This is a genomic window from Saccharothrix espanaensis DSM 44229 (genome assembly GCF_000328705.1).
GTDB classification, from domain to species: Bacteria; Actinomycetota; Actinomycetes; order Mycobacteriales; family Pseudonocardiaceae; genus Actinosynnema; species Actinosynnema espanaense.
Map to the genome: position 1 here is coordinate 654,408 of NC_019673.1, position 25,003 is coordinate 679,410.

The window sequence follows — 25,003 nt, forward strand, 5'->3', positions numbered from 1 at the left end:
CCGGGGGATGTGTTGCGGGGCTTGGAAAGGCGGAAGACCCCGGTCCCTGGGGGTGGACCGGGGTCTTCCTGCGGACCGGCCTACGTGACGTAGACCTCAAGCTCGTACAGCGAGTATCCGTAACCCGTGGCGCGTTGGATACCGGTCATTCGTACGAATCGTGCGGCGGTTGGAGTGAACGTCACCAGGTCCTGCCCGCCATTGCCCGCACCGGTCGTGAAAACTTCACGCCAGTGCGTGCCATCGGGTGATACTTCGATCCGGTATGACGTGGCATGGGCCGCTTCCCAGTTCAGCACCACCCGGCCGACGGTCCGCGACGCCCCCAGGTCCACCTGGAGCCACTGCGGGTCGCTCCAGTCGCTGGCCCACCTGGTGTCCGGCTTGCCGTCCACGGCGTTCGCGGGCGGCGAGTTGTGCCAGCCACGCTCATGGCTGCTTGCTGTCGCCGTCGCGCCGGACGCGAGGTTGGCCAGGTTCGTCCCGCGCCGGGAGGGGAACTGGACGACCTGTTGGTAGGTGGGCCGGTTCTGCCAGTGGATCCTGTCCTGGGTGATGCCGCCCATGGCGCGGTGGACGATCGTGTCGGCGCACCACTGGTCGCCCGCCGCGCAGGACGCGTCACCGGGGTAGGTCGTGGTCGCGGGCACGGCCGCGGCCTGGGTGAGGCTGTCCAGCAGGACTTGGCGGCACGCGCCGAGGTTCCCGCCGCCGCAGTACTTCGCGCCCAACGGCCCGGCGACGTCCTCCCCGAGCACCGAACGCAGGTCCTTGTCGACGTAGCTCCACCAGCCGTGCTGGAACGCGGAACCCTTGTGCGGCGCGGCTCCGTGCGTGTCGGACGGCGGTTCGTCCACCTGCACGGCGTGCGTCAACTGCGTGTACAGCGCGTCGCCGAGGCCGGGCTGGAACTGCGCGCGGACCAGCAGCGGCCACCACGCGTCCAGCAGGCGGATCGCTTCGGCGTGCGCGTATGCCTTGCTGCCACGGGAAGTCTCCTTCCGCAACGACCCGGAACGTTGCCACTCACGCAGTTTCGCCACGGCCGCCGCCGACACCGGGTCGGTCACCGCCGCGCTGTCGATGACCCGCAACAGCTCCGGCAGCACCTGCTCCGCGCGCAGGTCGGCCACCGCGGCCGACGCCATCGCCTGGGTCAACGACGTCCGGGTCACCTTCTGCCCGCCGGCCACCAGCGCGCGCACCCGGTCGTCGAGCAGGTCGCCCCGGTGCACGGACCCGTTGCCGTAGCCCGACGCCGAGTAGTCCAGCGCCTGCTTGTTGTTCCACGAGATGTAGTAGTCCTGGTTCACCGAGTTCGGGTGCTGCGCGAACGGCGTGTAGGACGCGGTGTTGCCGTCCGGGTTCCAGCCCTGCCACTCGTTGGCCTGCTCCGCCTTGATCGGCAGGTTCGGGTCGACGTGGGGTGCGCGCACCGGGTTGGCGCCGGAGTTGAAGTACGCGGTGTCCGCGGCGTCGGCGTAGAACCAGTTGAACGCGTACCCGATGTGCTCGGCGGCGCGCTGGAAGTCCTGCGCGGAGCGGATCGCGTCCGGGTCGTTGAACTCCTGGAACCCGACGATCGAGTCCACCTCGTGCAGGTACGTCGACCGCAGCGACGTGTACGCCACGTGCTTGCCGCCGACTTGCGCACGGCTCTGCACGAGCCCGTACTCGGTGCGGTGCACCACCAGCGTGTACGAGCCTGCGGGCGTCGGGTCGGCGACCGTCGGCTTCCACGCGTTCTTGCGCTCGATCCGTTCCATGGCAAGGCATTCCGAGCGGAACCGGTAGTGCGTCGACGCGGCCGTCGCGGGGGAGCCGTCGGGCTCGCACAGTTCGACGGCGTACGTGTCGGTGATGTCCTGGCCTGCCGAGGTCGCGCTCCACGAGTAGTCCAGACCACGCCCTAGCTGCACGTACATGCTCACGCCCGCGAACGACACGCCGCGCGCCCGGATGCCGGGCCCGTTGAGCTCCTGGAGCATCAGCAGCTGTGGTGCGAAGTAGCCGGTCTGCGGTCCCCACACGGCGATCGGGTTGCCGGTGTCGGTGTGCGCGCCGGACACGGCCAGCGCGTTCGACATGCCGTGCTTCTTCGCCAACAGGTCGGCCGGCAGCACGCCGTCCTTGAAGATCCCCTGCACCGCACGGAGTTCTTCCGGAACGTCCACAGTGGACGACGTGGTGGTGGTGGCGTCGTGGACCATCTTCTCCGGGGTCACCACGCCGCCGTCCGGCAGCGCCACGCCCAGCGGGGACGACGGTGTCGACGCGTACGGGAAGCGCTGCCCGTCGTGCAGGGTGAGCACGGACTCCGGGTCGTTCTGCTCCCGGAACGACCGCCACACCCGGTCGCCGACCTCCGCGCCGTACTTGTTCTGCGCGGCCAGCTTCACCAGGGCGTTCTGCACCTCGCCGCCGCCACCCGCGCCGAACAGCCCGCCGACCACGGCCGCGATGGCGACCAGGTCGGTGGTCTTGAACGGCTGGATGTCGTTGCGGTTGGTGATCGCGTCGGCGTGCCCGGTCAGCACGTACTCGCCGGGGAAGTACCGGCCGTTCACCGACGCGGTGAGGTAGGCATTGATGCCGGCGATGTAGTCGGTCACGTCCTGCAACGCCTGCCGCCCGCGCGGCCCCTGCGTGGCGACCTGGTCGATCTGCCGCTGGAGGTCGGCCTCGGTGTACGGGATCTGGCCGAAGAAGCTCTGCTCCAGCGCCCGGTTGCCCTCGGCGCCGCCGGCGAAGCCGCTGAGCTGCCCGCGCCCGAGGTGGCGGAACAGGTCCATCAGCCACAACCGGTCCTGCGCGGCGGCGTAGCCCGCGCCGAACTCGGTCCCCGAGCGGGTGGTGCCGTAGACGTGCGGCATGCCCAGGGTCTTGTCGCGGACGATCGTCACGTCGGCGCGCGGCTTGATCGTGCTCTCGACCTGGTCGGCGGGCACGCCGAAGGACGCGTCGTTGAAGAAGGTGCCGAGCTGGTCGTTGGTCAGGCCGGGGTGGCCGGAGACCAGGGCGTCGTACTTGTCGAGCTGGTCGGCGGAGTGCGCCGGGCGGGTTCCCAGCGCCTTGTGGGCCAGGATCTCGGCGAGCGTGGCGTTGCCGTTCTGGCCGGGCGGCAGCACGTCGTGGCACTGGCCCAGGCAGTGGTCGTCCGGGGTGAACGCGGTGGTCTTCGGCGAGGCGGCGGACAAGGCGGCGGGGGTGGTGGACGAGGCGGCGGGGGTGGCGGGGGTGGTGACGGCCGTGGTGATCAGGGCGACCACGGCCAGGGACGCGGCTGACGTCCGCAGGGCGGCTCTCCGCATGACGCGAAGCTCCTTCCGGGCAGGGTTCCTGTGACGCACGTTACTCACAAGTACGAATTCACGAAAGAGCTTCGCGTTAAGCGTGCGGGTGACCCGCGCCGGGCGTTGCCTGTTGACCGTGTGTCCCGGATCGGTGACGCACCGCCGCCGATCCAGGCCGCGCCGATCGCCCGTCCTGTCCATCCGGGACTGTGCCGATCGGTCCGCACCCGTGCCGCCAGGTCCGCGCGACCACGTTCACCGGTGAACGCGCGCGTCGTACGTGAACGCAAACGACCGCGCCCAGTACGGCATCCCGCCGATGGCCGGCTTCGGCCGTGACGACCAGCGCGCTGAACGCTGTCCGGGCGACAAGCCCTGCGCCCTGTTGCCGCATACGCGCCAGGAAGTTGCGCGGGTCCACCGCCCGCAGCCGGTATTTCCTGGCAACTGTGAACAGGCTGTTCCGGAGCTGTTCCATGGTGAGATAACGGTGAATTAACGTCAGCTTGCGTGTTCGTGCGCGATGCTGGGCGGGTACGAACACGAAACGCCAACGCGGGGAGGCGTCGTGATCAAGGTGATGCTGGCCGACGACGAAGACCTCGTCCGGTCCGGCCTTCGCATGATCCTCAGCAGCGCCGGCGACATCGAAGTTGTGGCCGAATGCGACGACGGGCACCTGGTGGCCGACTTGGCCCGCCAGCACCGCCCGCACGTCGTGCTGCTCGACATCAGGATGCGGTCCTCGGACGGGCTGATGGCGCTGCGCAGGTTGCGCGCCATACCGGACCCGCCGAAGATCGCCATGCTCACCACGTTCGACGTGGACGAATACGTGTCCGAGGCGCTGCGGCTGGGCGCGTCGGGCTTCTTGTTGAAGGACACCGAACCGGAGCAGCTCGTGCGCGCGGTGCGCGACCTGGCCGTCGGCGGGGCCGTGCTGGACCCCGGCGTCGCGGCACGGGTGCTGGCGGCGGTGGCGGACGGCGAGCGGGCGGCGGAACCCGCCCGGCGGCTGCTGGCGTCGCTGTCCGAGCGCGAGCGGGAGGTGCTCGTCCTCATCGGACAGGGCATGTCCAACGCCGAGATCGGTGGCACGCTGCACCTGTCCGAGGCCACCGTGAAGGGTTACGTGTCCTCGGTCCTGGGCAAGATCGGCGCGGTCAACCGGGTCCAGGCGGCCCTGGTCGCCTTCCGGGGCGGCCTGATCGCCTGACGGTGGCCTATCGCCTGACGGCGGCCTGATCGCCTGAGGGCGGCGGTCGCCTGAGCCAGGTTCGGGGCGCTCCCCGGGAATTGTCGGTCCCCCGTGGGACGATAAGGCCCGGGGGCGCTCCGGCCCCGATGTCGGTACCCGCTGGGATAATGGCCACCGGGCGAACCTGAAACTGTTTCAGGAAATGGTCGCGGTCGGTGGCGGCCGCAATTCCGGTTACCCGGCGCAATCATTTCGCCGTTATGGAACGCGATCACATTCGTGGCACCCCGCCGCCACGTCCGAAACGGTCACGCACGGTCGTCGTTTTCGCGCGGTCGCCGGTTTCCGGGCGCACCGGGCGGTTTCACCCGCCGGTGACGATTTCCGCCGACGGCTCGACCTCGACCCGGTTGCGGCCGTGCCGCTTGGCCCGGTAGAGCGCCATGTCCGCGGCGGCGAAGAGCTGGTCGAGCTTGGCGGGCCCGGCCGCCACGCCGATGCTCACCGTCGGTCGCCGGATCGTGCCCAGCACCAGCGTCCAGTCGTGCCCGTCGACCGCCGCGCGGATCCGCTCCGCCACGGTCGGGCCGACGTCCTGCCCGCCGCCGCCGGCGTCACCGAGCAGCACCACGAACTCGTCGCCCGCCCACCGCGCGACCAGGTCGTCCGCCCGGCACTCGCGGCGCAGGAGCTGGGCGATCTCGCGCAGCGCCGCGTCACCCGCCGCGTGCCCGGCGTCGTCGTTGACGCCCTTGAACCAGTCCACGTCGACCAGCACCAGCCACGGCACCCGGCCGCGCGCGGCGGTGCTCTCCAGCAGCCCGGCCGCCGCCCGTTCCAGACCCAGCCGGTTCGCCAGGCCCGTCAACGGGTCGCGCGCGGCGGCCTCCTGCGCCGCCACCGCCAGCCGCTGCGCCTGCACCGCGACCCGGCGCTGCTCCAACGCCTGGGCGAGTCCTTCCTGGAGGGTCTCGGTGGCCGTCCGCCCGGCGGCGACCGAGCAGCGCAGCGCCGCCGACTCGCCCACCGGGTCGTTCATCCGGGCGCAGATGTCGGCCAGGTCCAGCGAGAACCGCAGCAGCAGCGACGTGTCGTTGATCGCCTCGGCGGCGGCCACCGCGCGGCTGGCCAGCGTGCGCGCCTCGACCAGGTCGTCCTGGTCCCGGTGGACCACCGCGAGCACCCAGTCGGCCACCGCCAGCGCCCACTTGTCGCCCACCTCGGTGGCCTGGCGCAAGGTCTCGGTGGCGGCCCGCTCGGCGGCGTCGAGGTCGCCGACCCCGGCCAGCGACCGGCTGTACGCGCCCATCAGCGCCAGCCGCATCCGCGGGTCGCGGGCCAGGTCGAGGCCCTCCCGCAGATGGTCGCGGGCCTCGGCGAAGATGGCCGGCGCGGCCTCCGGCGGCGAGGAGATGGCGCGGAAGTTCAGCGTGCCGCCCAGGCCCTGCAGGCAGTGGCCGAGCACCTCGGGCACGTTCGCCCGGCGGGCCACCTGCACCGACAGCCGCAGCATGTCCACCGCGGCCCGCCGGTTGCCGATGCCCTCCAGCAGGTAGGCCAGGGCGTGCATGGCCTGCGCGGCCGCCGGGCTGTCGGCGTGCTCGGCGTCCAGGTCGGTCCAGCCCTCGGCGGCCAGCTCCAGCGCCAGCGGGATGCGGCCCAGCCGCCACGCCAGCTTCGCCCGGTTGACCAGCACCGCCGAGCGCACCCAGCGGTCCGCGCCGGGCGGGGTCCGGCTCACCACCTGGTCGAACAGGGTGTTCGCCTCCGCCAGGCGGCCAGCGTTCAGCAACGCCTTGACCTCGAGGTCCAGTCGGGGCACCGCTACCAGCGGATCTCGCTGCTCCACTCGTGCTGACACTCCATTCCGACTCGGCGGGACGGGTACGCGGGCCCGCCCGCCAGCGGCACGGCCCCCACAGGCTACCGGGACGGGCGCCGCGTGTACCGCTCCTCGTGCAGCACGTCGTCGAGCGGGAGCCGGTTGCGCCAGCCGTGGCGCTCCAGGTCGGGGGTGTCGGGGAGGGCGTCGACCGGCCCGAGGCACAGCCACGCCACCGGGCGCACGGCGGGCGGCACGTCGAGCAGGCGGCGCAGGGCGTCCTCGCGGTAGAAGCTGACCCAGCCCACGCCCAGCCCCTCGGCGGTGGCCGCGAGCCACAGGTTCTCGATGGCCAGGCACACCGAGTACAGGCCCGCGTCGGCGATGGCGTGCCGGCCCAGCACGGCGGGCGCGCCCCGGTCCGGGTCGTAGGTGACGACCACGCCGAGCGTGGCCTCGAGGATGCCCTCCACCTTGATCCGGGCGAACGTCGTGGCGCGCTCGGCGTCCAGCTCGGCGGCGAACACGCTGCGCTCGGCCAGCACGTGGTCGCGGAACGCCCGGCGGGTGTGCTCGTCGCGCACCAGGATGAAGTCCCACGGCTGGGACAGCCCGACGCTCGGGGCCGCGTGCGCCGCGGCGAGCACGCGGCGCAGCACGTCGGCCGGGATCGGGGCGCCGGTGAACTCGCCCCTGGTGTCCCGGCGGCGGTGCAGCACGTCGTAGAAGCTCATTCGGAGGATCGTGCCTCACGCGATCCGGTGAACTCTGCCGCTGTGCGGTGGCGTCGGTCTCAACGGGGCGTTGAATGGTCGGCCATGCCGAGGATCGGAACCGCGCCGGGATCCGCTTTGGGCTTCACCGGGGGTGTGGCCGCGACTGTCGTGTCGGGTCACTGGCCGCTGGTGGCGCTCGCCGTGCTCGCCCTGGTGGTGCTGGCGGTGTCGCTGGTGACCACACCGCTGGGCGCCGCGCTCACCGTCGTGCAGTGCTGGGGCCTCTACGCCAGCTTCGTGGTGTCCTCGCAGGGCTCGCTCGTGCTGGACTGGACCGCGCTGGCGGTGCTGGCGGCGGCCGGCACCGCCTCGCTCAGCGGGATTGCGCGGGGTAGGGCAGCAGCGCCATCTCCCGCGCGTTCTTGATCGCGGTCGCGACCTGCCGCTGTTGCCGCGGCGTCAGGCCGGTGACCCGGCGGGACCGGATCTTGCCCCGGTCGGAGATGAACTGGCGCAGCAGCACGGCGTCCTTCCAGTCCACAGTGGTCAGACCCTCCTTGCGCAGGAGGTTGACCCGGCGCTTGGGCCGGCGTTCGGGCTTGGGCACGGGGTCCTCCTACCAGCTCGACTTGCGGACGCCGGGCAGCTCGCCGTTGTGCGCGAGTTCCCGCAACCTCAGCCGGGACAGCCCGAACGCGCGGAAGAAGCCGCGTGGCCGACCGTCCACGGCGTCCCGGTTGCGCAGCCGGGTCGGGCTCGCGTCGCGGGGGAGGCGTCGCAGCGCGCGTTGCGCGTCCGCGCGGTTGTCCGGGTCGGTGCGGACGACCTCCTTGAGCTCGGCCCGGCGCTCGGCGTGCCGGGCGACCACCTCCCGGCGCTGCCGATCCTTGGCGATCTTGGACTTCTTGGCCATCAGCGCTCCTCGCGGAAGTCGACGTGCCGGCGGACCACCGGGTCGAACTTGCGCAGCACCAGGCGGTCCGGGTCGTTGCGGCGGTTCTTGCGGGTCACGTAGGTGAAGCCGGTGCCGGCGGTCGAGCGGAGCTTGATCACCGGCCGGACGTCGTTCGCCCTGCCCATCAGACCTTCTCCCCCCGGGCGCGCAGCTGCGCGACCACGGACGCGATCCCGCGCCGGTCCACGGTCTTGATCGCCTTGGTGGACAGGGTCAGGGTGACGTACCGGTTCTCGGCGGCCAGCCAGTAGCGGCGGCGCTGGGTGTTGGGCAGCCAGCGCCGCGACGTGCGGCGGTTCGAGTGCGAGACCCGCTTGCCGAAGCCGGGTGCGCGCCCGGTCAGCCGGCAGTGGTGTGCGGACACGGTGGAACTCCTTTTTGAAACGACAACCGTTTTCATCTACTGTAGCCCACATGGAAACCGTTGTCGTTCTGGTGGCGGGTGGGCAGGGCGTCGCCGAGGAGCTGTGGCGGGCCTCGCCCGGGTCCGCGCTGGTCCGCCACGACCTGCGTGACCTGGGCCAAGGCGTGGTTCGCCGGTGGGTCGACGGGACGCTGGCCGTGCTCGAACTCGCGCACGGCTGCGTGTCCTGCACGCTGCGGCTGGACCTGGTGCCGCTGCTGCGCACGTTGACCGGGCGCGTGGTCGTGGACCTGGACCCGGCGCTGGAGCCGGAGGCGGTGTGCCTGGCGCTCGCGCCGCACGGGATCCGGGTCGAGTCCGTGGTGACCGCCGTCGACCCGACGACCTGGCTGGCCGACGTCTCCGGCGACGAGACGCTCGGCGAGCGCGGGATCGGGGTGCCGGGGGACGACCGGACCGTCGCCCAGGTCGTGGTGGGGCAGGCCGAGTTCGCCGACCTGCTCGTGCTGCGCGGACCGCGCGACCCGGTCGTGGAAGCTGTACTGGACCGACTTTCCCCCGGTGTGCCAAGGGTTTCCACGGTCGGTGCGCAGTTGCCGCCGGTCGTGCGGCGGCACGGCCAGGCGTTCGGCCCGCTGCTGCGCGGGCAGCCGCCGCTGGAGCCGGCCGGCGGGGTGTCGCTGGTGCACTTCACCGCGCGGCGGCCGTTCCACCCCATGCGGTTGCACGACGCGGTGGACGTGCTGCTCGACGGGGTGGTGCGCGCCCGCGGCCGCATCTGGGTGGTGAGCCAACCGGATTCGGCCCTGTGGTTGGAATCCGCCGGCGGCGGCCTGCACGTCGGCGCGGCCGGCCCGTGGCTCGCGGCGTCGGCCGACTGGTCCGATGTGGACGGTGAGCGGCGCGCGTCCGCCGCCGTCGACTGGCACCCCCGCTTCGGCGACCGCTCGCAGGAGCTGGTCGCGATCATCCACCGCGCATCCCCCGACGAGATCGAGGCACGGCTGCGCGCCGCGCTCGTCACCGACGAGGAGCTGGACCTGGCGGACGAGCTGGAGTTCGCCGACCCGTTCGCCGAACGGCACGAGATGGAGGAACTGTGAAGCACGGCATCCACCCCGACTACCACCCGGTGGTGTTCCAGGACTCGGCCACCGGGCGGTCGTTCCTGACCCGCTCGACCGCGACCTCGGACCGGACCACGCGGTGGTCCGACGGCAACACCTACCCGCTGATCGCGGTCGACGTGACGGCTGACTCGCACCCGTTCTGGACCGGAGACCGGCGGGTCGTGGACACCGCCGGGCGCGTCGAGAAGTTCCACCGCCGCTACGGGAAGCGCTGATGGCCGTCCCGAAGCGCAGGACCTCGCGGAGCAACACCCGGCACCGCCGGGCGCGCTGGAAGGCGACCCCGCCGGACCTGGTGCCGGTGACCACCCCGGACGGCCGCCGGCTGCTGGTGCCCCGGCGGCTCGTCGCGGCCTACCGGCGGGGCCTGGCCTAGCGCCGCCCCGGCCCCGGCCCCGCCCTGGCTTGGCCTCGCCCGAGTCAGGGCCGGCCAGGCTCAGGTCTGGGTGTCGCCGTCCGGGGAGTCGCGCCACTGGGTGAACGGCCGGTCGAGGTGCCAGCGCGTGCCGTCGTGGGTGAGCACGCGGTGCTCGCAGGTCTCCAGGTTCGACAGCGACTCGAACAGCTCGATGCTCCACCCGAACAGCCGCCGGCACAGCAGCCGGATGGTCAGCCCGTGCGACACGACCAGGGCGGTGGCCGGGTGGCCGTCGCGGGCCATCCTGGTCTCCAGGTCGACCAGGAACGCCGCCAGCCGGTCGTCCACGTCGGCCCCCGACTCGCCGTTGGGCAGCCGGAAGAAGAAGTGGCCGAACGCGTGCCGCTGGTGCTTGAGCACCTCCTGCTGCACCGGGTCCTGCAGGTTGCCCCAGTCCTGCTCGCGCAGCCGGGGCTCGGCGACCACCCGCTCCGCCTGCTCCCCGAGGTCCAGCCCGCGCAGGGTCGCCCGGGTCCGCACGTACGGGCTCACGTACACCGCCACCGGACGCCCGCCGACCAGGGCTTTGATCCGGGGCCCGGCGTCGGCCGCCTCTTGTTCGCCGCGCGGGGTGAGGGGCAGGGCGTGATCGGGTACCCGGCAGTAGGCCAGTTCGTCGACGTTGCCCAGGCTCTGCCCGTGGCGCAGCAGGATGATCCGCACCCCGCCATCGTGCCGGTGTTACAGTCCGGCGGCGAAACCGGACGGAAGGTGTCACATGATCAAGTACATCGCGCTGTACCGGAAACCCGCGGACGCCGAGGCGTTCGACGAGGCGTACTTCGCCTCCCACCTGCCGATCGCGGCCAAGACCCCCGGCCTGCTGCGGGCCGAGGTCGCCAAGGTCAGCCGGGTGTTCGTGCCCGGTTTCCTGGGTGAGCAGGAGCCGCACCTCGTGGCCGAGATGTACTTCGAGTCCGAGCAGGCCCTCAAGGCCGCCTTCGCCTCCCCGGAGTGGCAGGCCGCCGGCGCGAACCTGACCGAGATCGGCGGCATGGACCTGGTCGCCATGTTCGCGGCGGAGGTCGTCGAGGGATGATCACCGTGGTGATCGGCGGCGGCACGATGGGCGCGGGCATCGCGCACCTGCTGCTCGCCGGCGGGCACGAGGTGGTGCTCGCCGAGTCCGGCGCGCAGCGGGCCGCCGCCGCGCGCGACGCCGTGGCCAAGTCGCTGGCCGTCGCCGTCGAGCGCGGCAAGCTCGACCGCGACCCGGAGGAGCTGCTGCGCGCGCTGACCGTGGTCGAGCAGCTGGCCGACGTGCCCGCGGAGCTGGTGATCGAGGCCGTGCCCGAGGACGTCGACCTCAAGCGCCGCGTCCTGACAGCCGCCGCACACGCGTGCCCGGACGCGGTGCTGGCGTCCAACACCTCGTCCCTGTCGATCGCCGAGCTGGCCGAGGGGCTGCCCGCCGAGCGGGTGCTCGGGATGCACTTCTTCAACCCCGTCCCGGTGCAGAAGCTGATCGAGCTCGTCCACCACGACCGGCTCGACCCCGCCGTGCTGGCCAAGGCGCGCAGGTGGGCCGAGCAGCTGGGCAAGACGGTGATCGAGGTCCGGGACGCGCCCGGCTTCGCCACCTCGCGGCTGGGCGTCGCGGTCGGCATGGAGGCGATCCGGATGCTGGCCGAGGGCGTCGCCTCCGCCGAGGACATCGACACCGGGATGCGCCTGGGCTACGGCTGGCCGATGGGCCCGCTGCGGCTCACCGACCTGGTCGGCCTCGACGTGCGGCTGGCCATCGCCGAGCACCTGGCCGCCGAGCTGGGCCCGCGCTTCGAGCCGCCCGCGCTGCTGCGCGAGAAGGTGGCCCGCGGCGAGCTCGGCCGCAAGACCGGGCAGGGCTTCTTCACCTGGTAAGCAGGACGTCGTGCTGATCAGGGAACAGACCGACCACGACGCCGACACCGTCCGCGGGCTGCGCAAGGTCGCGTTCGGCGACACGGCCGAGGGCAACCCGCTGCGGCCCGGCAGGCGGGGCCTCGTCGCCGAACTCGACGGCCGCCCGGCCGGGGCGCTGACCATCCACGAGTTCCACCAGTACCACGGCGGCGCGCCGGTGCCGATGGGCGGCATCGGCGGCGTCGCCGTCGACCCGTACGCGCGCGGCCGGGGCGTCGCCACCGGCCTGCTCGACCGGGTGCTGGCCGACCTGCGCGAGCACGGGCAGCCGCTGTCGGCGCTCTACGCCACGGTCCCCGCGCTCTACCGCTCGCGCGGCTGGGAGCGCGCCGGCGTGTTCGAGCGGCTGGACCTCACCCTGGACCGGGTGGCCACCGGCCCGAGGCTCGCCGCGCGCCCGGCCGTCGCGGACGACCTGCCGGGCATCCACGCCTGCTACAACGACGTCGCCGGCACCGTGAACGGCCTGCTGGACCGGTCGGCACCCGCGATCGACCTCGCCGAGGTGCTCGACCTCGACGTCGTCTCGGTGGTGCCCGGCCACGACGGCGAGGTGCGCGGCTACCTGACCGCCGAGCGCGACCGCGAGGGCCTGCGCGTGCTCGACCTGATCGGCCGGGACGTCGAGACCCAGCTCGGCCTGCTGGGCGGCCTGCGGTCGTGGAGCGGCCTGCTCGACCAGCTCACGCTGCGGGTGGTCGACCCGGCCGTCACCGGGCTGCTGACCAACCAGGGCATCCGGTACACCACGCACACCTCCCAGTGGCTGCTGCGGGTGGTCGACCTGCCCGCCGCCGTCGCCGCGCGCGGCTGGCCCGCCGCCCGGTGGCTCAAGCCCGCCGCCGTCGACCTGGAGGTGCACGACGAGCACGCCCCGTGGCACGCGGGCCGGCAGCGGCTGGTCGTGGAGGACGGCGCGGTGCGCGTCGAGCCGGGCGGGTCCGGCGCGGTGCGGCTGCGCGCGCGGGCGCTCGGGCCGTGGTTCAGCGGGATGCAGGACAGCCACGCGCTGCGCCGCGCCGGCCTGCTGGACGGTGACGCCGCGCTCCTCGACCGGCTGACCGGCGCGCCGGGCGTGCCCCGGCTGGCGGACTTCTTCTAGCCTGCCCGGCGTGACCACCGCTGCGGACCGCCCGTGCTGACCGTCCTCGACCTGATCGGCATCGCCGCGTTCGCCGCGTCCGGGGCGCTGGCGGCGGTGCGCGCCCGGCTGGACCTGTTCGGCGTGATCGTGCTCGCGCTGACCACCGCGCTGGGCGGCGGGACGATCCGGGACGTGCTGCTCGGCGTGCACCCACCGGCGGCCCTGGTGAACTGGCCGTACCTCGCGGTCGCGGGGGGCACCGGACTGGTCGTGTTCTGGTTTCACCCGACCGTGTCCAAACTTCGCCGGTCCGTGTTGCTGCTGGACGCGGTCGGCCTCGGGGTGTTCGTCACCGCCGGCACGTCCACCGCGCTCGCCCTGGGCTCGCCCCCGTACGCGGCGTGCCTGGTGGGCATGACCACCGGGATCGGCGGCGGCGCGCTGCGGGACGTGCTGCTGCGGGAGATCCCGCTGGTCCTGCGCCGGGAGATCTACGCGGTGGCGGCACTCGGCGGCGCGGTGATCGTCGCGGTGGGTGACTGGCTGGGGTTCCCCGAAGGCCTGGTGACGCTGACCGGCTCCGTCCTCATCGCCGGCGTCCGGATACTGGCACTGTGGCGGAAGTGGAACGCCCCGATCGCCCGGAAACTCGACCACCCGGAAACGTGACCGCCCGGGAACCCGACCGCTCGCCACACGGGACGGCTCGGGAACTTGACGGCCGGCTCACACCGCCTTCTCAGGCGGCTCTCAGGACCAGGAGCAACACTGATCCCCATGCGCATCCTCGTTGTCGACGACGACCGGGCCGTGCGTGAGTCGCTTCGCCGCTCACTGCAGTTCAACGGCTACCAGGTGGACCTGGCCGGAGACGGTCAGCAGGCCCTCGAATCGGTCGTCTCGCAACGTCCCGATGCCATGGTCCTCGATGTCATGATGCCCCGGCTGGACGGGCTGGAGGTGTGCCGCCGGCTGCGCAGCACCGGCGACGACCTGCCCATCCTGGTGCTCACCGCGCGCGACGCGGTGTCCGACCGGGTGTCCGGGCTGGACGCCGGGGCGGACGACTACCTGCCCAAGCCGTTCGCGCTGGAGGAGCTGCTGGCCCGGCTGCGCGCGCTGCTGCGGCGGGCCGTGAGCGACGCCGAGGAGCCCGCCGGCGCGGTGCTCCGGTTCGCCGACCTGGAGCTGGACCCCGGCACCCGGGACGTCCGCCGCGGCGAGCGGCCGATCAGCCTCACCCGCACCGAGTTCGCCCTGCTGGAGCTGTTCCTGGCGCACCCCAAGCAGGTGCTCACCCGGGGCCGGATCCTGGAGGACGTCTGGGGCTACGACTTCCCGACCTCCGGCAACGCGCTGGAGGTCTACGTGGGCTACCTGCGCCGCAAGACCGAGGCCGAGGGCGAGCCCCGGCTGCTGCACACCGTCCGGGGCGTCGGCTACGTCCTGCGGGAGACCCCTCCGTGATCACCACCGCCAACGGGCGGTTCCAGCGCGTTTCCCTGCGGGCACGGGTCACCCTCCTGGCGGCGTTCTGCGTCGCCGGGGTGGTCGGCGTGGTGTCGCTGGGCGCGTACATGACCGTCAGCAGCAACCTCGACGACCAGCTCAACCTCGGCCTGCGCCAGCGCGCGGACGCCGCGGTGGTCGCGCCGAGGGTGAACACCGACGTCACCCAGATCCCGGGCGCGTTCCTGGCCGCGGGCGACGTGCGGATCGGCCTGCTCACCTCGGACGGCCAGATGCTCTACCCCAAGGGCACCGTCGCGCCGCCGTCGTCCGCGGGCGACCTGGAGGTGGCGCGCGGCCAGAAGACCGAGAACCTGTGGAACGACACGCGCAGCGGGTTCCGGGTCATCTCGGTGCAGTACGAGGACGGCCGGGCGATGGTGATCGCGCAGTCGATGAAGCCGCTGGACACCACCCTGGGCAAGCTGTCCGTGGTGCTGTTCGTGATCAGCGGCATCGGCGTGCTGGTCGCGGCGGCGGCGGGCACCGCGGTGGCGCGCACCGGCCTGCGGCCCGTGCAGCGGCTGACCGAGGCGACCGAGCGGGTCGCGCTGACCGGCGACCTGCGCCCGATCCCGGTGACCGGTGACGACGAGCTGGCCCGGCTGACCCAGCGGTTCAACGCGATGCTGGTCGCGGTCGCGGACTCCCAGGAGCGCCAGCGCCGGCTGGTCGCCGACGCGGGCCACGAGCTGCGCACCCCGCTGACGTCCATGCGCACCAACCTGGAGCTGCTGCTCGCCTCCGAGCGGCCCGACCTGCCGACGCTGTCCGACGAGGACAAGGCGGAGATCAACACCGACGTGCGGGCGCAGCTCGACGAGCTGACCACGTTGATCGGCGACCTGGTCGAACTGGCCCGGGAGGACGCGCCCCAGGTGGTGCACGAGCCCGTCGACCTGGTCGAGGTCGTGGAGCGGGCACTGGACCGGGCCCGCCGGCGGGCACCCGGCGACGTCCGGTTCGACGTGCGGTTGCAGCCGTGGTCGCTGCTCGGCGACTCCAGCGCGTTGGAGCGCGCGGTGCTCAACCTGCTGGACAACGCGGTGAAGTTCAGCCCGGCGGGCGGCGTGGTGCGGCTGGAGCTGCGGCAGGTGGGCGACGGCAGCGTGGCGCTGGAGGTCGCGGACTCCGGCCCCGGCATCGCCGACGACGACCTGCCGCACGTCTTCGAGCGCTTCTACCGCTCGTCGGAGGCCCGCACCCTGCCCGGTTCGGGGCTCGGCCTGGCGATCGTGAAGCAGGCCGCGGAACGCCACGGCGGCGCGGCCTACGCGGGCCGGGCACCCGAGGGCGGGGCGCTGTTCGTGCTCCGGCTCCCCGGCCGCCCCTGACCCGTGCCGGCGGACCGCGCGGCGAACCGGGCGACCGGCCGGCCGCCGGCATAGTCCCTGCTGTGCAAGGGACTTTTCACGACGACCTCACCACGTTCTGGCGGCTGGCCGGCCCGGTCTACGAGGCCGATCCGGTGCGCAACAGCTTCGCCCTCGCCTACCTGGTGGGCGAGCGGGCCAGGGCGGTCAACCAGGTGGCCCGGCTGTTCACGCTGCACGACGCGGCCGGGGTGGTCGGGGCCGCGTTCCGCAACCGGGGCAGGCCGGTGCACGTCGGGACCATCCGGCCGGAGCACGTCCCGGAGTCGGTCGCCCACTGGCGCGCCGCCGACCCCGGGCTGGGCGGGGTGTTCGGCCCGCGCCCGCTCGCCGAGGCGTTCGCCGCCGAGTGGACGCGGGTCGCCGGCGGCTCGGTCCGGACGGTCGTCGAGCTGCTGTTCTACCGGCTCGGCGACCTGGTGCCGCCGACCTCGGTGCCGGGCCGGCCGCGGCTCGCCGGTCCGGAGGACCTGCCGGTGCTCACCGAGTACTGGCGGGGTTTCGCGCGGGACACCGGGTCCTGGCCGGGCCGGGGCGTCGAGCAGTTCAGGGCCGACGTGGTCGAGTGGCTCGGCCTGGGCTACGGGTTCGTGCTGTGGGAGGTCGACGGCGAGCCGGTGTCGGTCGCCGTGGCGCGGGCCCCGGCGTCCTCGGTGAGCCGGATCTCCGTGGTCTACACGCCGCCGGAAGCCCGTGGTCGCGGGTACGGGTCGGCCGTCGCCGCAGCGGCGGCCGAGTGGGCGACCGGGGCCGGTGCGGCGCAGGTGGTGCTCAACACCGACCAGTCCAACCCGACCTCCAACGCCCTGTACCGACGTCTCGGCTTCGAGCAGGTGGAGGCCCAGGTCGAGCTGGCGTTCGACCCGGAGTCGAACACAAACAAACACTAGGTCAAACCGCGTTGTCCGAACTGTGGTCGGGAACACGGTCGGCACGTCACCCCTCGCGGACTGGTTCCAATCCCCTGAACTGGGACGAAGTCCGGACGGTCACGCCGTTCACGATCGGTGCCGGTGACCGCACCCGAACGATCGGTCTTGTTCGACTGTGTTGACGTTGTCGACGTGGTCAGCAACGCTTGTGGTCGCGTGGCGTACTCGGGAAGAGGTGTGGCGTGCTGGCGCGGCAACGACAAGCGGTGATCCTGGAAGAGGTCCGGCGGACCGGCGCGGTGCGGGTGGGCGACCTCGTCGTGCGGCTGGGCGTCTCGGACATGACCGTGCGCCGCGACCTCGACGTGCTGGCCGCCCGCGGCCTGGTGGAGAAGGTCTACGGCGGGGCCACGTCCGTGGTCGGCCGCAGCACCGACGAGCCCGGTTTCGAGGCCAAGTCGGTGCGCCAGCTGCCGGAGAAGGAGGCGATCGCGGCGCTGGCCGCGGGTTTGGTCCGGTCCGGCACCGCGATCGGGCTCTCCGCCGGCACCACGACGTGGACGCTGGCCCGGTTCCTGGACGAGGTCCCGGACCTGACCGTGGTCACCAACTCGATCCGGGTCGCCGACGTGCTCCAGCAGAGCGGGCGCACCGACCGGACCGTCGTGCTCACCGGCGGCGTGCGCACGCCGTCGGACGCGCTGGTCGGCCCGGTCGCCGTGCAGGCCCTGCGGTCCCTGCACCTGGACGTCGTGTTCCTCGGCGTGCACGGCATGGCCGAGCGGTCCGGCTTCACCACCCCCAACCTGGACGAGAGCGAGACCGACCGGGCCCTGGTCGACGCGGCCGGGCGGGTCGTCGTGGTGGCCGACCACACCAAGTGGGGCACGGTCGGCATCTCCACCATCGCCGACCTCGGCGAGGCGGACGTGCTGGTCACCGACGAGGGACTGGGCGACGCGGCCCGCGCCGCGCTGGGCGACCAGGTCGGGGAACTGCTCCTGGCACCCGTGCCGGGACGGGGAGAGGAAGGGACGGCGTGAAGCGCACGGCGGGGAAGCTGGCCGACGGCCGGGAGATCATCTACTTCGACGACACCCCGGGCGCGCCGCCGCGCACGGCCGTGGACACCCGGGACCTGCCGGCGTCGCAGCCGCTGTCCGAGGTGCGCCGTGACCCGCTGACCGGCGAGTGGGTGGCGATGGCCGCCCACCGGCAGACCCGCACGTACAAGCCGCCGGCCGACCTGTGCCCGCTGTGCCCGTCCGCGCCGGGCAGGCCGACCGAGATCCCCGAGGCGGACTACGACGTGGTGGTGTTCGAGAACCGCTTCCCGTCGTTCGCCGAGGACGTGCCCGCGCTGTCGTCCACTGTGGACGGTATGCCGATGGTGGCCCGCGCGGCGGGGCGCGGCCGGTGCGAGGTGGTGTGCTTCACCTCCGACCACACCACGTCCTTCGGGTCGCTGGAGCCGTCGCGGGTGCGGACCGTGGTGGACGTGTGGGCGGACCGCACCGCCGCGCTGAGCGCGATCCCGGGCGTGGAGCAGGTCTTCCCGTTCGAGAACCGCGGCGAGGAGATCGGGGTGACCCTCTCTCACCCGCACGGGCAGGTCTACGGCTACCCGTTCGTGACGCCGAGGACCGAGCGGATGCTGGCGGTGGCGGCCGAGTACCGGGCGGCGCACGGCCGTGCGCTGCTGGGCGACGTGCTGGCCGCCGAACGCGCGGCCGGCACCCAGGTCGTGGGCACGTCGGAGCACTGGACGGCGTTCGTGCCCGCCGCCGCCCGCTGGCCGGTCGAGGTGCACGTGGTGCCGCACCGCCAAGTGCCCGACCTGCCCGCGCTGACCGACGCCGAGCGGGACGACTTCGCGCACTTCTACCTGGAGGTGCTGGGCCGCCTCGACGCGCTCTACCAGCGTCCGCTGCCTTATATCGCGGCGTGGCACCAGGCCCCGGTGCGCACCGGGCGCGACCTGGCGTGGCTGCACCTGGAGGTGTTCTCGGTGCTCCGCGCGCCGGACAAGCTCAAGTACCTGGCCGGTTCGGAGTCCGGCATGGGCGTGTGGATCAACGACGCGACGCCCGAGCAGATCGCCGAGCGGCTGCGCGCCGCCCGGTGAGTTCCCGGACCGCCGCACTCTCACAAGTGATCCCCAGGTCTGTTTAAGGCTCCTCTCAGGCGCGCACCCCAGAGTGGTGGACATGACCGAGAACGAGCCGCAGCCGCCGCAGCGGCCTCAGCCGCAGCAGCCCAACCCCTGGGCCCGCGACAGCGCCGATTCCGGTCACGGGTACGCCGGCTTCCAGCAGCAGGGTGCTGGCCAGCCGGTCGCCGGTGAGCACGGGACTGTGCAGGGCAGCCCCGTCCCGCCGGCAGGCGCGCAGGGCGTTTCGCAGGGAGACGCCGTGCCGCACGAAGGTGTCGCGGGTGCTTCGCAGGGGAGCCCCACGACACCGGCCGCCGGTGCGCCGAGCGCTTCGCAGGGGAGCGCCGCGCCATCGGACCCCGGTGCGCACGGAGCTGTGCAGGGCAGCTCCGGTGCACCACATCCCGGCTGGGGGAGTGCCCGGCCGGACGCTCCGGGTGGGCCAGGCGTTCTGCAGGGGACGCCTGGCCGACCTGGGCCCTACTACGCACCGCCCGGACCTCCGGTCGTCACGCCGCGGAACCGGGGCCGCGGGAAGGTCGTCGCGGGAGTCACCGCGCTCGTGCTCGCCGTCGGCGGCGTCGCGGGCGGGGTCGGCGGCTACCTCGGCTACCAGGCGGCCGACCGGTCCGGTCCGGTGACCAACGCGCTGAACACCGCCCCGCCCGCCCAGCAGACCGGCAACGCACCCGAGGGCTCCATCGAGCAGGTGGCGCAGAAGGTGCTGCCGACCGTCGTGCAGGTGCAGGTGCAGGGTGGTGCCGGCTCCGGGTTCGTGATCAGCTCGGACGGCCTGGTCGTGACCAACAACCACGTGGTCGAGTCGGCCGCGAGCGGCGGCGCGATCAAGGTCCAGTTCCAGGACGGCCGGTCGGCGAGCGCCAAGATCGTCGGCCGCGACCCGTCCTCGGACGTGGCCGTGGTGAAGGCCGACGGCGTCTCGGGCCTGGCCACCGCCGAGCTCGGCAACTCCGGCGACCTCAAGATCGGCCAGCAGGTGGTGGCCGTGGGCTCGCCGTTCGACCTCAACGGCACGGTGACCTCCGGCATCGTCAGCTCGCTGAACCGCCCGGTGCGGGCCGGTGGCGAGGGTGGCAGCCAGGCGACCGTGCTCAACGCGATCCAGACCGACGCGGCGATCAACCCCGGCAACTCCGGTGGCCCGCTGGTCAACATGAAGGGCCAGGTCGTCGGCATCAACTCGGCGATCTACAGCCCCAACACGACCCAGTCCGCGCAGGGCGGCTCGGTGGGCATCGGCTTCGCCATCCCCATCGACCAGGCCCGGCGCACCGCCAAGGAGCTCAGCGAGACCGGCAAGGCCACCCAGACCGTCCTCGGCATCCAGGTGACCGACGACCGCGACGGCGGCGCCCAGGTCCGCGAGGTGACCCCGGGCGGCGCGGCCGAGCAGGCGGGCCTCAAGGCCGGCGACGTGATCACCAAGTTCGGCGACCGCGCCATCGACAGCTCCGACGCCGTGGTCGCCGCGGTCCGCTCCCGGGCCCCGGGCGAGAAGGTCCAGCTCACGCTCAGCGGCGGCCGCACGGTCGAGGTGACCCTCGGCAGCCAGCCCGTCGAGATCAGGTAAGCCCCCCACGAACTCCGGCTCGCGTGCCCCGAGCCGGTGCTGAGGCCGCACTCCGGCAGGCCGCCCCTCACCTGCCGGAGTGCGGCCTCAATTCTGTGCGTTGCCGGCCGGGTCCCGCAGACCCGGCTTTCCGCTGCCACCGGTCGGCTCCGCGTGGCGGACATGGCGCGGTGACGCGGAATCGAGCGACTCCGATCGGGTGATATCCGGGCGGCCGTTGCGCAACCGGGAGCTCTCGGGCCCTTGGTTCACATGACCTCCAGAACGCCTCCGGGCGAGAACGCGTCCTCCGTGGTCACCGGCGTCCTAGTCGGCGCGAGCACCTTCTACTCGGTCACCGGTTCCGGGGTCGCCACCGCCGTGGTCACCGCCCTGGCCGTGGCCTTGGCGGTGCTGTTGTCGAAGCGTGGTTCCCGGACGAGACGGTGACGTCATGGCGCTCCGGACCGATCCTCCGTTCGTCGACACCCGTGCGCACAACCGTCCCCAGCGGGGTCCCATGCCCGACGACCCGACCTTCTCCGAGATCGAGTTCCGCGCCGAGTACGGCCGGGTCGTCGCCTACCTGTGCTACCACGGGTTCGCCCGGCACATCGCCGAGGACGCGGCCGCCGAGGCCATGGCCGCGGCCTGGGAGAAGAAGGTCAAGGCCGGTCGCCGCGCCGGGTGGGTCCGCGTCGCGGCCAAGCGCTCCGCCGTGCGCAAGGTGAAGGACGACCCGCTGCGCCGGTTGCGGGCCAAGGGGTACCTGCCTCCCGGAGCCGAGGACGACGGCACGCACGAGTACCGAGCCGTCGAACAGCACGACGAACTCGTCGCCGCGATGCGGTCGCTGCCGGAGAACCAGCGCGCGGTCATGGCGCTGTTCCTCGACGGCCTGTCGCCGAAGGAGGTCGCCGGTCGGCTCCGGATGCCCGAGCGCACCGCGTACGACCTGCTCAAGAGGGCCCGCACGCACCTGCGGTCGGTCCTCGTGACCAACGAGAAGGAGGGAACCCGATGAACGACGACGAGTTCGACCGGCTGCTGCGGGAACGCCACCAGTCCTTCGTCGCGGAGTTGACCGTTCGCGCGCCGACGCCGCCGCACCGGGTGTCCCGACGTGACCGGACGGCGGTGCTGACGGCCGCGCTGCTCACCAGGGTGGCCCCCCGGATCGCGGCGGACCCGGTGCGCGCGCTCCTCGTCAGCGCGTGCCTGATCATCGTCGCGGTGTTCGCGGCTTCGTCCTTGCCCACCACGGCGGCACCGGGTTCCGCCGACTGGCCACAGGCCATCGTGTCGTCTCCCGGCGAGCCGACGTCGAGGAACCCGCGGGCCGGCTTGACGAACGTCTCGCCGGGGTCCGCGCCCCCCACCTTGCGGCGCGTGGAACTGCCGCCCAACCTGTCCCGCGTCGAGATCACCCCGGTGGAGGTGCGGGAGGTGGTCGAGTTCGTACCCGACACCACCCAGCTGACCTCCCGCGGCGACACGCTGCTCGGTGCGATCATGGTGGAGATCAGGAACCGCCCCCACGCGCGCATCGGGCTGGTCGGGCGCACCGCGACGATCGGACCGGTCGACGCCGCAGTACGGCTGAGCGCGGATCGCGCGTACCTGGTGCGGGAGCGGCTCGTGGCCGGTGGCGTGGGTGCTGAACGGATCCGGGTCGAGGCTCGGGGTTATGCCGATCCCCTTGTCGCCGACCTCGACCGGGACGGCACCCTCGTTCTTGACGCGGCGCAGCGCAACAGGTCCGTGGAGATCGTCGTGAAGTCGACGTAACCGCGACTGGCTACCGTGCACCCGCGTGGTTGCCCGTCCCCTCCTGACGAACTGGTGAACCGATGAACGAGACCGGTCGGGTGCTCGTCGTGGACGACGACGTGACGGTGCGCGATGTCGTGCGCCGCTACCTGGAGCTGGCCGGGCACCAGGTCGAACTGGTCGGCGACGGCGAGCACGCGCTGCGCCGCGTCGCCGAGCGCGAACCGGACCTGGTCGTGCTTGACCTCATGCTGCCCGGCATCGACGGTCTGGAGGTGTGCCGCCGGCTGCGGGCGCGCAGCGCGGTGCCGGTGGTGATGCTGACCGCGCTCGGCGAGGAGGAGGACCGGATCGCCGGGCTCCAGCTCGGCGCGGACGACTACGTGACCAAGCCGTTCAGCCCGCGCGAGCTGGCCCTGCGGGTGACCTCCGTGCTGCGCCGGTCGCGGGTGGTCGCCGACCGGGGCACGCCGGCGCTCGTCGACGGCGGCCTGCGGGTCGACGTCGGCGCGCGCTCGGCGTCGTTGGACGGTCGGGAGCTGTCGCTGACCACCCGCGAGTTCGACCTGCTGGTGTTCTTCCTGACCCACCGGGGCACCGCGTTCGACCGGGCCGAGCTGCTGGCCAGGGTGTGGGGCTGGGAGTTCGGCGACCAGTCCACGGTGACCGTCCACGTGCGCCGGCTGCGCGAGAAGGTCGAGGTCGACTCGGCCCGCCCGGTGCGGATCGCGACCGTGTGGGGCGTCGGCTACCGGTACGACGGGGGCGCGTGATGCTGGTCGAGATCTCCCACATCTTCCCGTACGCGGTGCTGTTCTCGTTGCCGCTGGCGGTGCTCGGCGTGCTGGTGATGCGGCGGCTGGTGCACGGCTCGCTGGCCACGGCGCTGACCGTGCTGGCGATCGTGCCGGTGGTCGCGACCATCGGCGGGGTGCTCGCGGTCAGCGGGTTCATGTTCAGCTCGATCCTGGTCACCACCCTGCTGGTGTGCCTGCTGGTGGCGGTGGTGACCGTGCCGACGGCGGTGCTGCTCGGGCGCGGCCTCGCGCGGCGCAGCGTCTGGGAGCGGGAGGCGCGGGCCCGCGAGCGCGCGGCCGAGGCGTCCCGGCGCGAACTGGTCGCGTGGATCAGCCACGACCTGCGCACCCCGCTCGCCGGGATCCGGGCGATGGCCGAGGCGCTGGCCGACGGGGTCGTCGCGCGGCCCGCCGAGGTCGCCGACTACGCGGGCCGGATCTCCGGCGAGGCGGCGAACCTGTCCGGGATGGTCGACGACCTGTTCGAGCTGTCCCGGATCACGGCCGGCGCGCTGCGGCTGACGTTGTCCGAGGTGCCGTTGGCGGACGTGGTCAGCGAGGTCGTCGCGGCCGAGAGCGCGGTGGCGTCCCGCAAGGGCGTGGTGCTCCGGGCGGACGCCGTGACCTGGCCGGTCGTGCTCGGCTCGGACCCGGAACTGGCGCGGGTGGTGCGCAACCTGCTGTCCAACGCGATCCGGCACACGCCGCCGGACGGGACGGTCGCCGTGCGGGTGGACGTCGACGGCGCGCAGGCGCTGCTGCGCGTGGACGACGGCTGCGGCGGAATCCCGGAGGCCGACCTGGGGCGCGTGTTCGAGGTGGCGTTCCGCGGCACGCCGAGCCGCCAACCGGTCGGCGGCGGCCTGGGCCTGGCAATCGCCCGCGGCCTGGTCGAAGCCCACCAGGGCACCATCGACGCCCGCAACCACGGCCCCGGCTGCCGCTTCGAAGTCCGCCTCCCCCTCAGCAGCCCACTGCGCACCACCTGACCGGAGGCTCAGGGCGGCTGTCCGGGGTCGCGTAGGGCTCTGTGTGGCTTTCCGGCGGCGTGGGTGCTTCCGGGGTCTGTGGGGGTCGAGTGGGGCGTTTTCGGGCACCAGACGCGGCGTGAGGGTGCGCCGCAGTGCGGGCACGGCCGGTCGTACCAGCGTTGGTCGTCGTAGCGGCCCTGGCCGTGGACGACGACGGTCGCCTGATGGCACACGGCGGCGACGGCACACGGCGTCGTGACCCGCCAGTTGGCCGGCGATGTGTGACCCGATGAACCCAGCACCGCCGGTGTGGAAAACCCGCACGTCACCGACGTCAAGGGTGGTAACGGCGTGCGATTGGCGGTGACAGCACCACGGCACGGAACCGTCGTATCCGCCGATTGGCTACGGTGATCCGCATGGAACGCAGCGCGCAGCGCCTGGGACGCGCCCTTGTCGTGATCGTGGACGACCGGGTGGCGCACGGTGAGCACGACGACAGCACGGGACCGCTGGTCACCGAGCTGCTGGAGGAAGCTGGATTCATCGTCGACGGCACCGTCGCGGTGGAGGGCGAGGTCGTGGGTATCCGCGCCGCGCTCAACACCGCGGTCATCGGTGGCGTCGACCTGGTGGTCACCGTCGGCGGCACCGGTGTGTCGCCGCGCGACGTCACGCCCGACGCCACGCAGGGTGTGCTGGACCGGCCCATCGCGGGCATCGCCGAGGCCCTCCGGGCTTCGGGGCTGGCCGCCGGCGCGGTCGACGCGGGGATCTCGCGCGGCCTCGTCGGGGTGTCCGGCAGCACCCTCGTGGTGAACCTGGCGGGATCGCGTTCGGCGGTGCGGGACGGCATGGCAACGCTCTCCGCACTGGTGCCCTACGTCATCGAGCAGCTCTCCGGGCTCGACGAAGCATGAGCGAGCCCGTTGACGACGCCGCTGCCGCCGCTGCCGAACAGGTGGCGAAGGAGGCGGCGCGGCGTCGTCGGCTGGCCGAGGTGTTCGGCGAAGTCCTGCCCGAAGCGGCGGACGAGCCGGCCGCCCAGCGACGTGACGACCAGTGGTACCTCGACAACCGACCTCCCCACCACGAGTAGTCACCCAG

At 72.8% G+C, this 25,003-nt stretch carries 30 protein-coding genes; 22 read left to right on the top strand and 8 right to left on the bottom strand.

All coding sequences use genetic code 11. The annotated features are described in order from the left end of the window. Positions 1 to 80 precede the first annotated feature (80 nt). The gene (locus BN6_RS03170) at positions 81 to 3,311 is read right to left on the bottom strand and encodes a penicillin acylase family protein (protein ID WP_015098085.1); all 3,231 of its coding nucleotides are present in this window, start codon (positions 3,309 to 3,311) and stop codon (positions 81 to 83) included. A 550-nt stretch (positions 3,312 to 3,861) separates the two neighbouring features. On the opposite strand from BN6_RS03170, the gene BN6_RS03175 reads away from it, so the two are divergent. Continuing rightward, entirely contained in the window at positions 3,862 to 4,509 is a 648-nt protein-coding gene (locus BN6_RS03175; RefSeq protein WP_015098086.1) for a response regulator, read from the top strand. Between the two features lie 346 nt (positions 4,510 to 4,855). Here BN6_RS03175 and BN6_RS03180 read toward each other — a convergent pair whose 3' ends face one another. Both BN6_RS03180 and bluB read right to left on the bottom strand, forming a co-directional pair. Then, positions 4,856 to 6,340, bottom strand: coding sequence for a GGDEF domain-containing protein (locus BN6_RS03180; protein ID WP_015098087.1), 1,485 nt, complete (start codon positions 6,338 to 6,340; stop codon positions 4,856 to 4,858). 74 nt (positions 6,341 to 6,414) lie between these two features. Continuing rightward, the gene (gene bluB / locus BN6_RS03185; RefSeq protein WP_015098088.1) at positions 6,415 to 7,047 is read right to left on the bottom strand and encodes a 5,6-dimethylbenzimidazole synthase; all 633 of its coding nucleotides are present in this window, start codon (positions 7,045 to 7,047) and stop codon (positions 6,415 to 6,417) included. A 150-nt stretch (positions 7,048 to 7,197) separates the two neighbouring features. Here bluB and BN6_RS03190 point away from each other — a divergent pair, with 150 nt between their 5' ends. After that, positions 7,198 to 7,455, top strand: a complete 258-nt coding sequence (locus tag BN6_RS03190) for a hypothetical protein (RefSeq protein ID WP_148302719.1) — start codon at positions 7,198 to 7,200, stop codon at positions 7,453 to 7,455. Here BN6_RS03190 and rpsR read toward each other — a convergent pair. Genes rpsR through rpmB form a run of 4 tightly spaced genes read right to left on the bottom strand, consistent with a single transcriptional unit; the run spans position 7,403 to position 8,348 of the window. After that, entirely contained in the window at positions 7,403 to 7,636 is a 234-nt protein-coding gene (rpsR, locus tag BN6_RS03195) for a 30S ribosomal protein S18 (RefSeq protein ID WP_015098090.1), read from the bottom strand. The genes BN6_RS03190 and rpsR overlap by 53 nt on opposite strands. Before the next feature lie 9 nt (positions 7,637 to 7,645). Then, entirely contained in the window at positions 7,646 to 7,942 is a 297-nt protein-coding gene (gene rpsN / locus BN6_RS03200) for a 30S ribosomal protein S14 (RefSeq protein WP_015098091.1), read from the bottom strand. Next, positions 7,942 to 8,109 (bottom strand): 50S ribosomal protein L33, encoded by a 168-nt coding sequence (gene rpmG / locus BN6_RS03205; RefSeq protein ID WP_015098092.1) that lies wholly within the window; start codon positions 8,107 to 8,109, stop codon positions 7,942 to 7,944. The genes rpsN and rpmG overlap by 1 nt, the downstream gene beginning before the upstream one ends. Further along, complete coding sequence (gene rpmB, locus BN6_RS03210) at positions 8,109 to 8,348, bottom strand: 50S ribosomal protein L28 (RefSeq protein ID WP_015098093.1); 240 nt, start codon at positions 8,346 to 8,348, stop codon at positions 8,109 to 8,111. The genes rpmG and rpmB overlap by 1 nt, the downstream gene beginning before the upstream one ends. A 50-nt stretch (positions 8,349 to 8,398) precedes the next feature. Here rpmB and mrf point away from each other — a divergent pair, with 50 nt between their 5' ends. From mrf to rpmF, 3 genes are read left to right on the top strand one after another with little or no spacing between them, the layout of a single operon-like run. After that, complete coding sequence (mrf, locus tag BN6_RS03215; RefSeq protein WP_015098094.1) at positions 8,399 to 9,451, top strand: ribosome hibernation factor-recruiting GTPase MRF; 1,053 nt, start codon at positions 8,399 to 8,401, stop codon at positions 9,449 to 9,451. Beyond that, entirely contained in the window at positions 9,448 to 9,693 is a 246-nt protein-coding gene (locus tag BN6_RS03220) for a type B 50S ribosomal protein L31 (RefSeq protein ID WP_015098095.1), read from the top strand. Before mrf ends, BN6_RS03220 begins: the two co-directional genes overlap by 4 nt. After that, a complete protein-coding gene (rpmF, locus tag BN6_RS03225) occupies positions 9,693 to 9,854 on the top strand; it encodes a 50S ribosomal protein L32 (protein WP_015098096.1) in 162 nt (53 codons plus the stop codon). The genes BN6_RS03220 and rpmF overlap by 1 nt, the downstream gene beginning before the upstream one ends. Before the next feature lie 60 nt (positions 9,855 to 9,914). On the opposite strand, the gene BN6_RS03230 is transcribed toward rpmF, so the two are convergent. Further along, positions 9,915 to 10,559: a histidine phosphatase family protein gene (locus BN6_RS03230; RefSeq protein WP_015098097.1), complete on the bottom strand. Its 645-nt coding sequence runs from the start codon at positions 10,557 to 10,559 to the stop codon at positions 9,915 to 9,917. 55 nt (positions 10,560 to 10,614) lie between these two features. On the opposite strand from BN6_RS03230, the gene BN6_RS03235 reads away from it, so the two are divergent. The 17 genes from BN6_RS03235 (at position 10,615) to BN6_RS03310 (ending at position 24,995) form a co-directional block, all read left to right on the top strand. After that, positions 10,615 to 10,935 (top strand): EthD family reductase, encoded by a 321-nt coding sequence (locus BN6_RS03235; protein ID WP_015098098.1) that lies wholly within the window; start codon positions 10,615 to 10,617, stop codon positions 10,933 to 10,935. Further along, a complete protein-coding gene (locus BN6_RS03240) occupies positions 10,932 to 11,756 on the top strand; it encodes a 3-hydroxyacyl-CoA dehydrogenase family protein (RefSeq protein ID WP_015098099.1) in 825 nt (274 codons plus the stop codon). The genes BN6_RS03235 and BN6_RS03240 overlap by 4 nt, the downstream gene beginning before the upstream one ends. 10 nt (positions 11,757 to 11,766) lie before the next feature. Next, complete coding sequence (locus BN6_RS03245; RefSeq protein ID WP_015098100.1) at positions 11,767 to 12,900, top strand: GNAT family N-acetyltransferase; 1,134 nt, start codon at positions 11,767 to 11,769, stop codon at positions 12,898 to 12,900. A gap of 33 nt (positions 12,901 to 12,933) precedes the next feature. After that, on the top strand, positions 12,934 to 13,551 hold the full coding sequence (locus tag BN6_RS03250) for a trimeric intracellular cation channel family protein (RefSeq protein WP_015098101.1): 618 nt from the start codon (positions 12,934 to 12,936) through the stop codon (positions 13,549 to 13,551). 108 nt (positions 13,552 to 13,659) lie between these two features. Further along, complete coding sequence (locus BN6_RS03255; RefSeq protein WP_041311805.1) at positions 13,660 to 14,349, top strand: response regulator transcription factor; 690 nt, start codon at positions 13,660 to 13,662, stop codon at positions 14,347 to 14,349. Continuing rightward, positions 14,346 to 15,725, top strand: coding sequence for a HAMP domain-containing sensor histidine kinase (locus tag BN6_RS03260; protein WP_015098103.1), 1,380 nt, complete (start codon positions 14,346 to 14,348; stop codon positions 15,723 to 15,725). Before BN6_RS03255 ends, BN6_RS03260 begins: the two co-directional genes overlap by 4 nt. A 62-nt stretch (positions 15,726 to 15,787) precedes the next feature. Then, a complete protein-coding gene (locus BN6_RS03265; protein WP_015098104.1) occupies positions 15,788 to 16,654 on the top strand; it encodes a GNAT family N-acetyltransferase in 867 nt (288 codons plus the stop codon). Positions 16,655 to 16,878: 224 nt separating this feature from the next. Further along, complete coding sequence (locus BN6_RS03270; protein WP_041311808.1) at positions 16,879 to 17,679, top strand: DeoR/GlpR family DNA-binding transcription regulator; 801 nt, start codon at positions 16,879 to 16,881, stop codon at positions 17,677 to 17,679. Further along, entirely contained in the window at positions 17,676 to 18,761 is a 1,086-nt protein-coding gene (gene galT, locus BN6_RS03275; protein WP_015098106.1) for a galactose-1-phosphate uridylyltransferase, read from the top strand. Before BN6_RS03270 ends, galT begins: the two co-directional genes overlap by 4 nt. 589 nt (positions 18,762 to 19,350) lie before the next feature. Next, positions 19,351 to 20,379 (top strand): S1C family serine protease, encoded by a 1,029-nt coding sequence (locus BN6_RS03280; RefSeq protein ID WP_408005275.1) that lies wholly within the window; start codon positions 19,351 to 19,353, stop codon positions 20,377 to 20,379. A gap of 252 nt (positions 20,380 to 20,631) precedes the next feature. Next, the gene (locus BN6_RS46455; RefSeq protein ID WP_158509339.1) at positions 20,632 to 20,808 is read left to right on the top strand and encodes a hypothetical protein; all 177 of its coding nucleotides are present in this window, start codon (positions 20,632 to 20,634) and stop codon (positions 20,806 to 20,808) included. A 70-nt stretch (positions 20,809 to 20,878) separates the two neighbouring features. Then, positions 20,879 to 21,382, top strand: a complete 504-nt coding sequence (locus BN6_RS41535; protein ID WP_158509340.1) for a sigma-70 family RNA polymerase sigma factor — start codon at positions 20,879 to 20,881, stop codon at positions 21,380 to 21,382. After that, entirely contained in the window at positions 21,379 to 22,146 is a 768-nt protein-coding gene (locus BN6_RS03290) for an OmpA family protein (protein ID WP_015098110.1), read from the top strand. The genes BN6_RS41535 and BN6_RS03290 overlap by 4 nt, the downstream gene beginning before the upstream one ends. A gap of 62 nt (positions 22,147 to 22,208) precedes the next feature. Continuing rightward, complete coding sequence (locus BN6_RS03295) at positions 22,209 to 22,901, top strand: response regulator transcription factor (protein WP_015098111.1); 693 nt, start codon at positions 22,209 to 22,211, stop codon at positions 22,899 to 22,901. After that, positions 22,901 to 23,914, top strand: coding sequence for a sensor histidine kinase (locus BN6_RS03300; protein ID WP_015098112.1), 1,014 nt, complete (start codon positions 22,901 to 22,903; stop codon positions 23,912 to 23,914). The genes BN6_RS03295 and BN6_RS03300 overlap by 1 nt, the downstream gene beginning before the upstream one ends. Before the next feature lie 401 nt (positions 23,915 to 24,315). Beyond that, entirely contained in the window at positions 24,316 to 24,816 is a 501-nt protein-coding gene (locus BN6_RS03305; protein ID WP_015098113.1) for a MogA/MoaB family molybdenum cofactor biosynthesis protein, read from the top strand. Continuing rightward, a complete protein-coding gene (locus BN6_RS03310; RefSeq protein ID WP_015098114.1) occupies positions 24,813 to 24,995 on the top strand; it encodes a hypothetical protein in 183 nt (60 codons plus the stop codon). The genes BN6_RS03305 and BN6_RS03310 overlap by 4 nt, the downstream gene beginning before the upstream one ends. Positions 24,996 to 25,003: the final 8 nt, after the last annotated feature.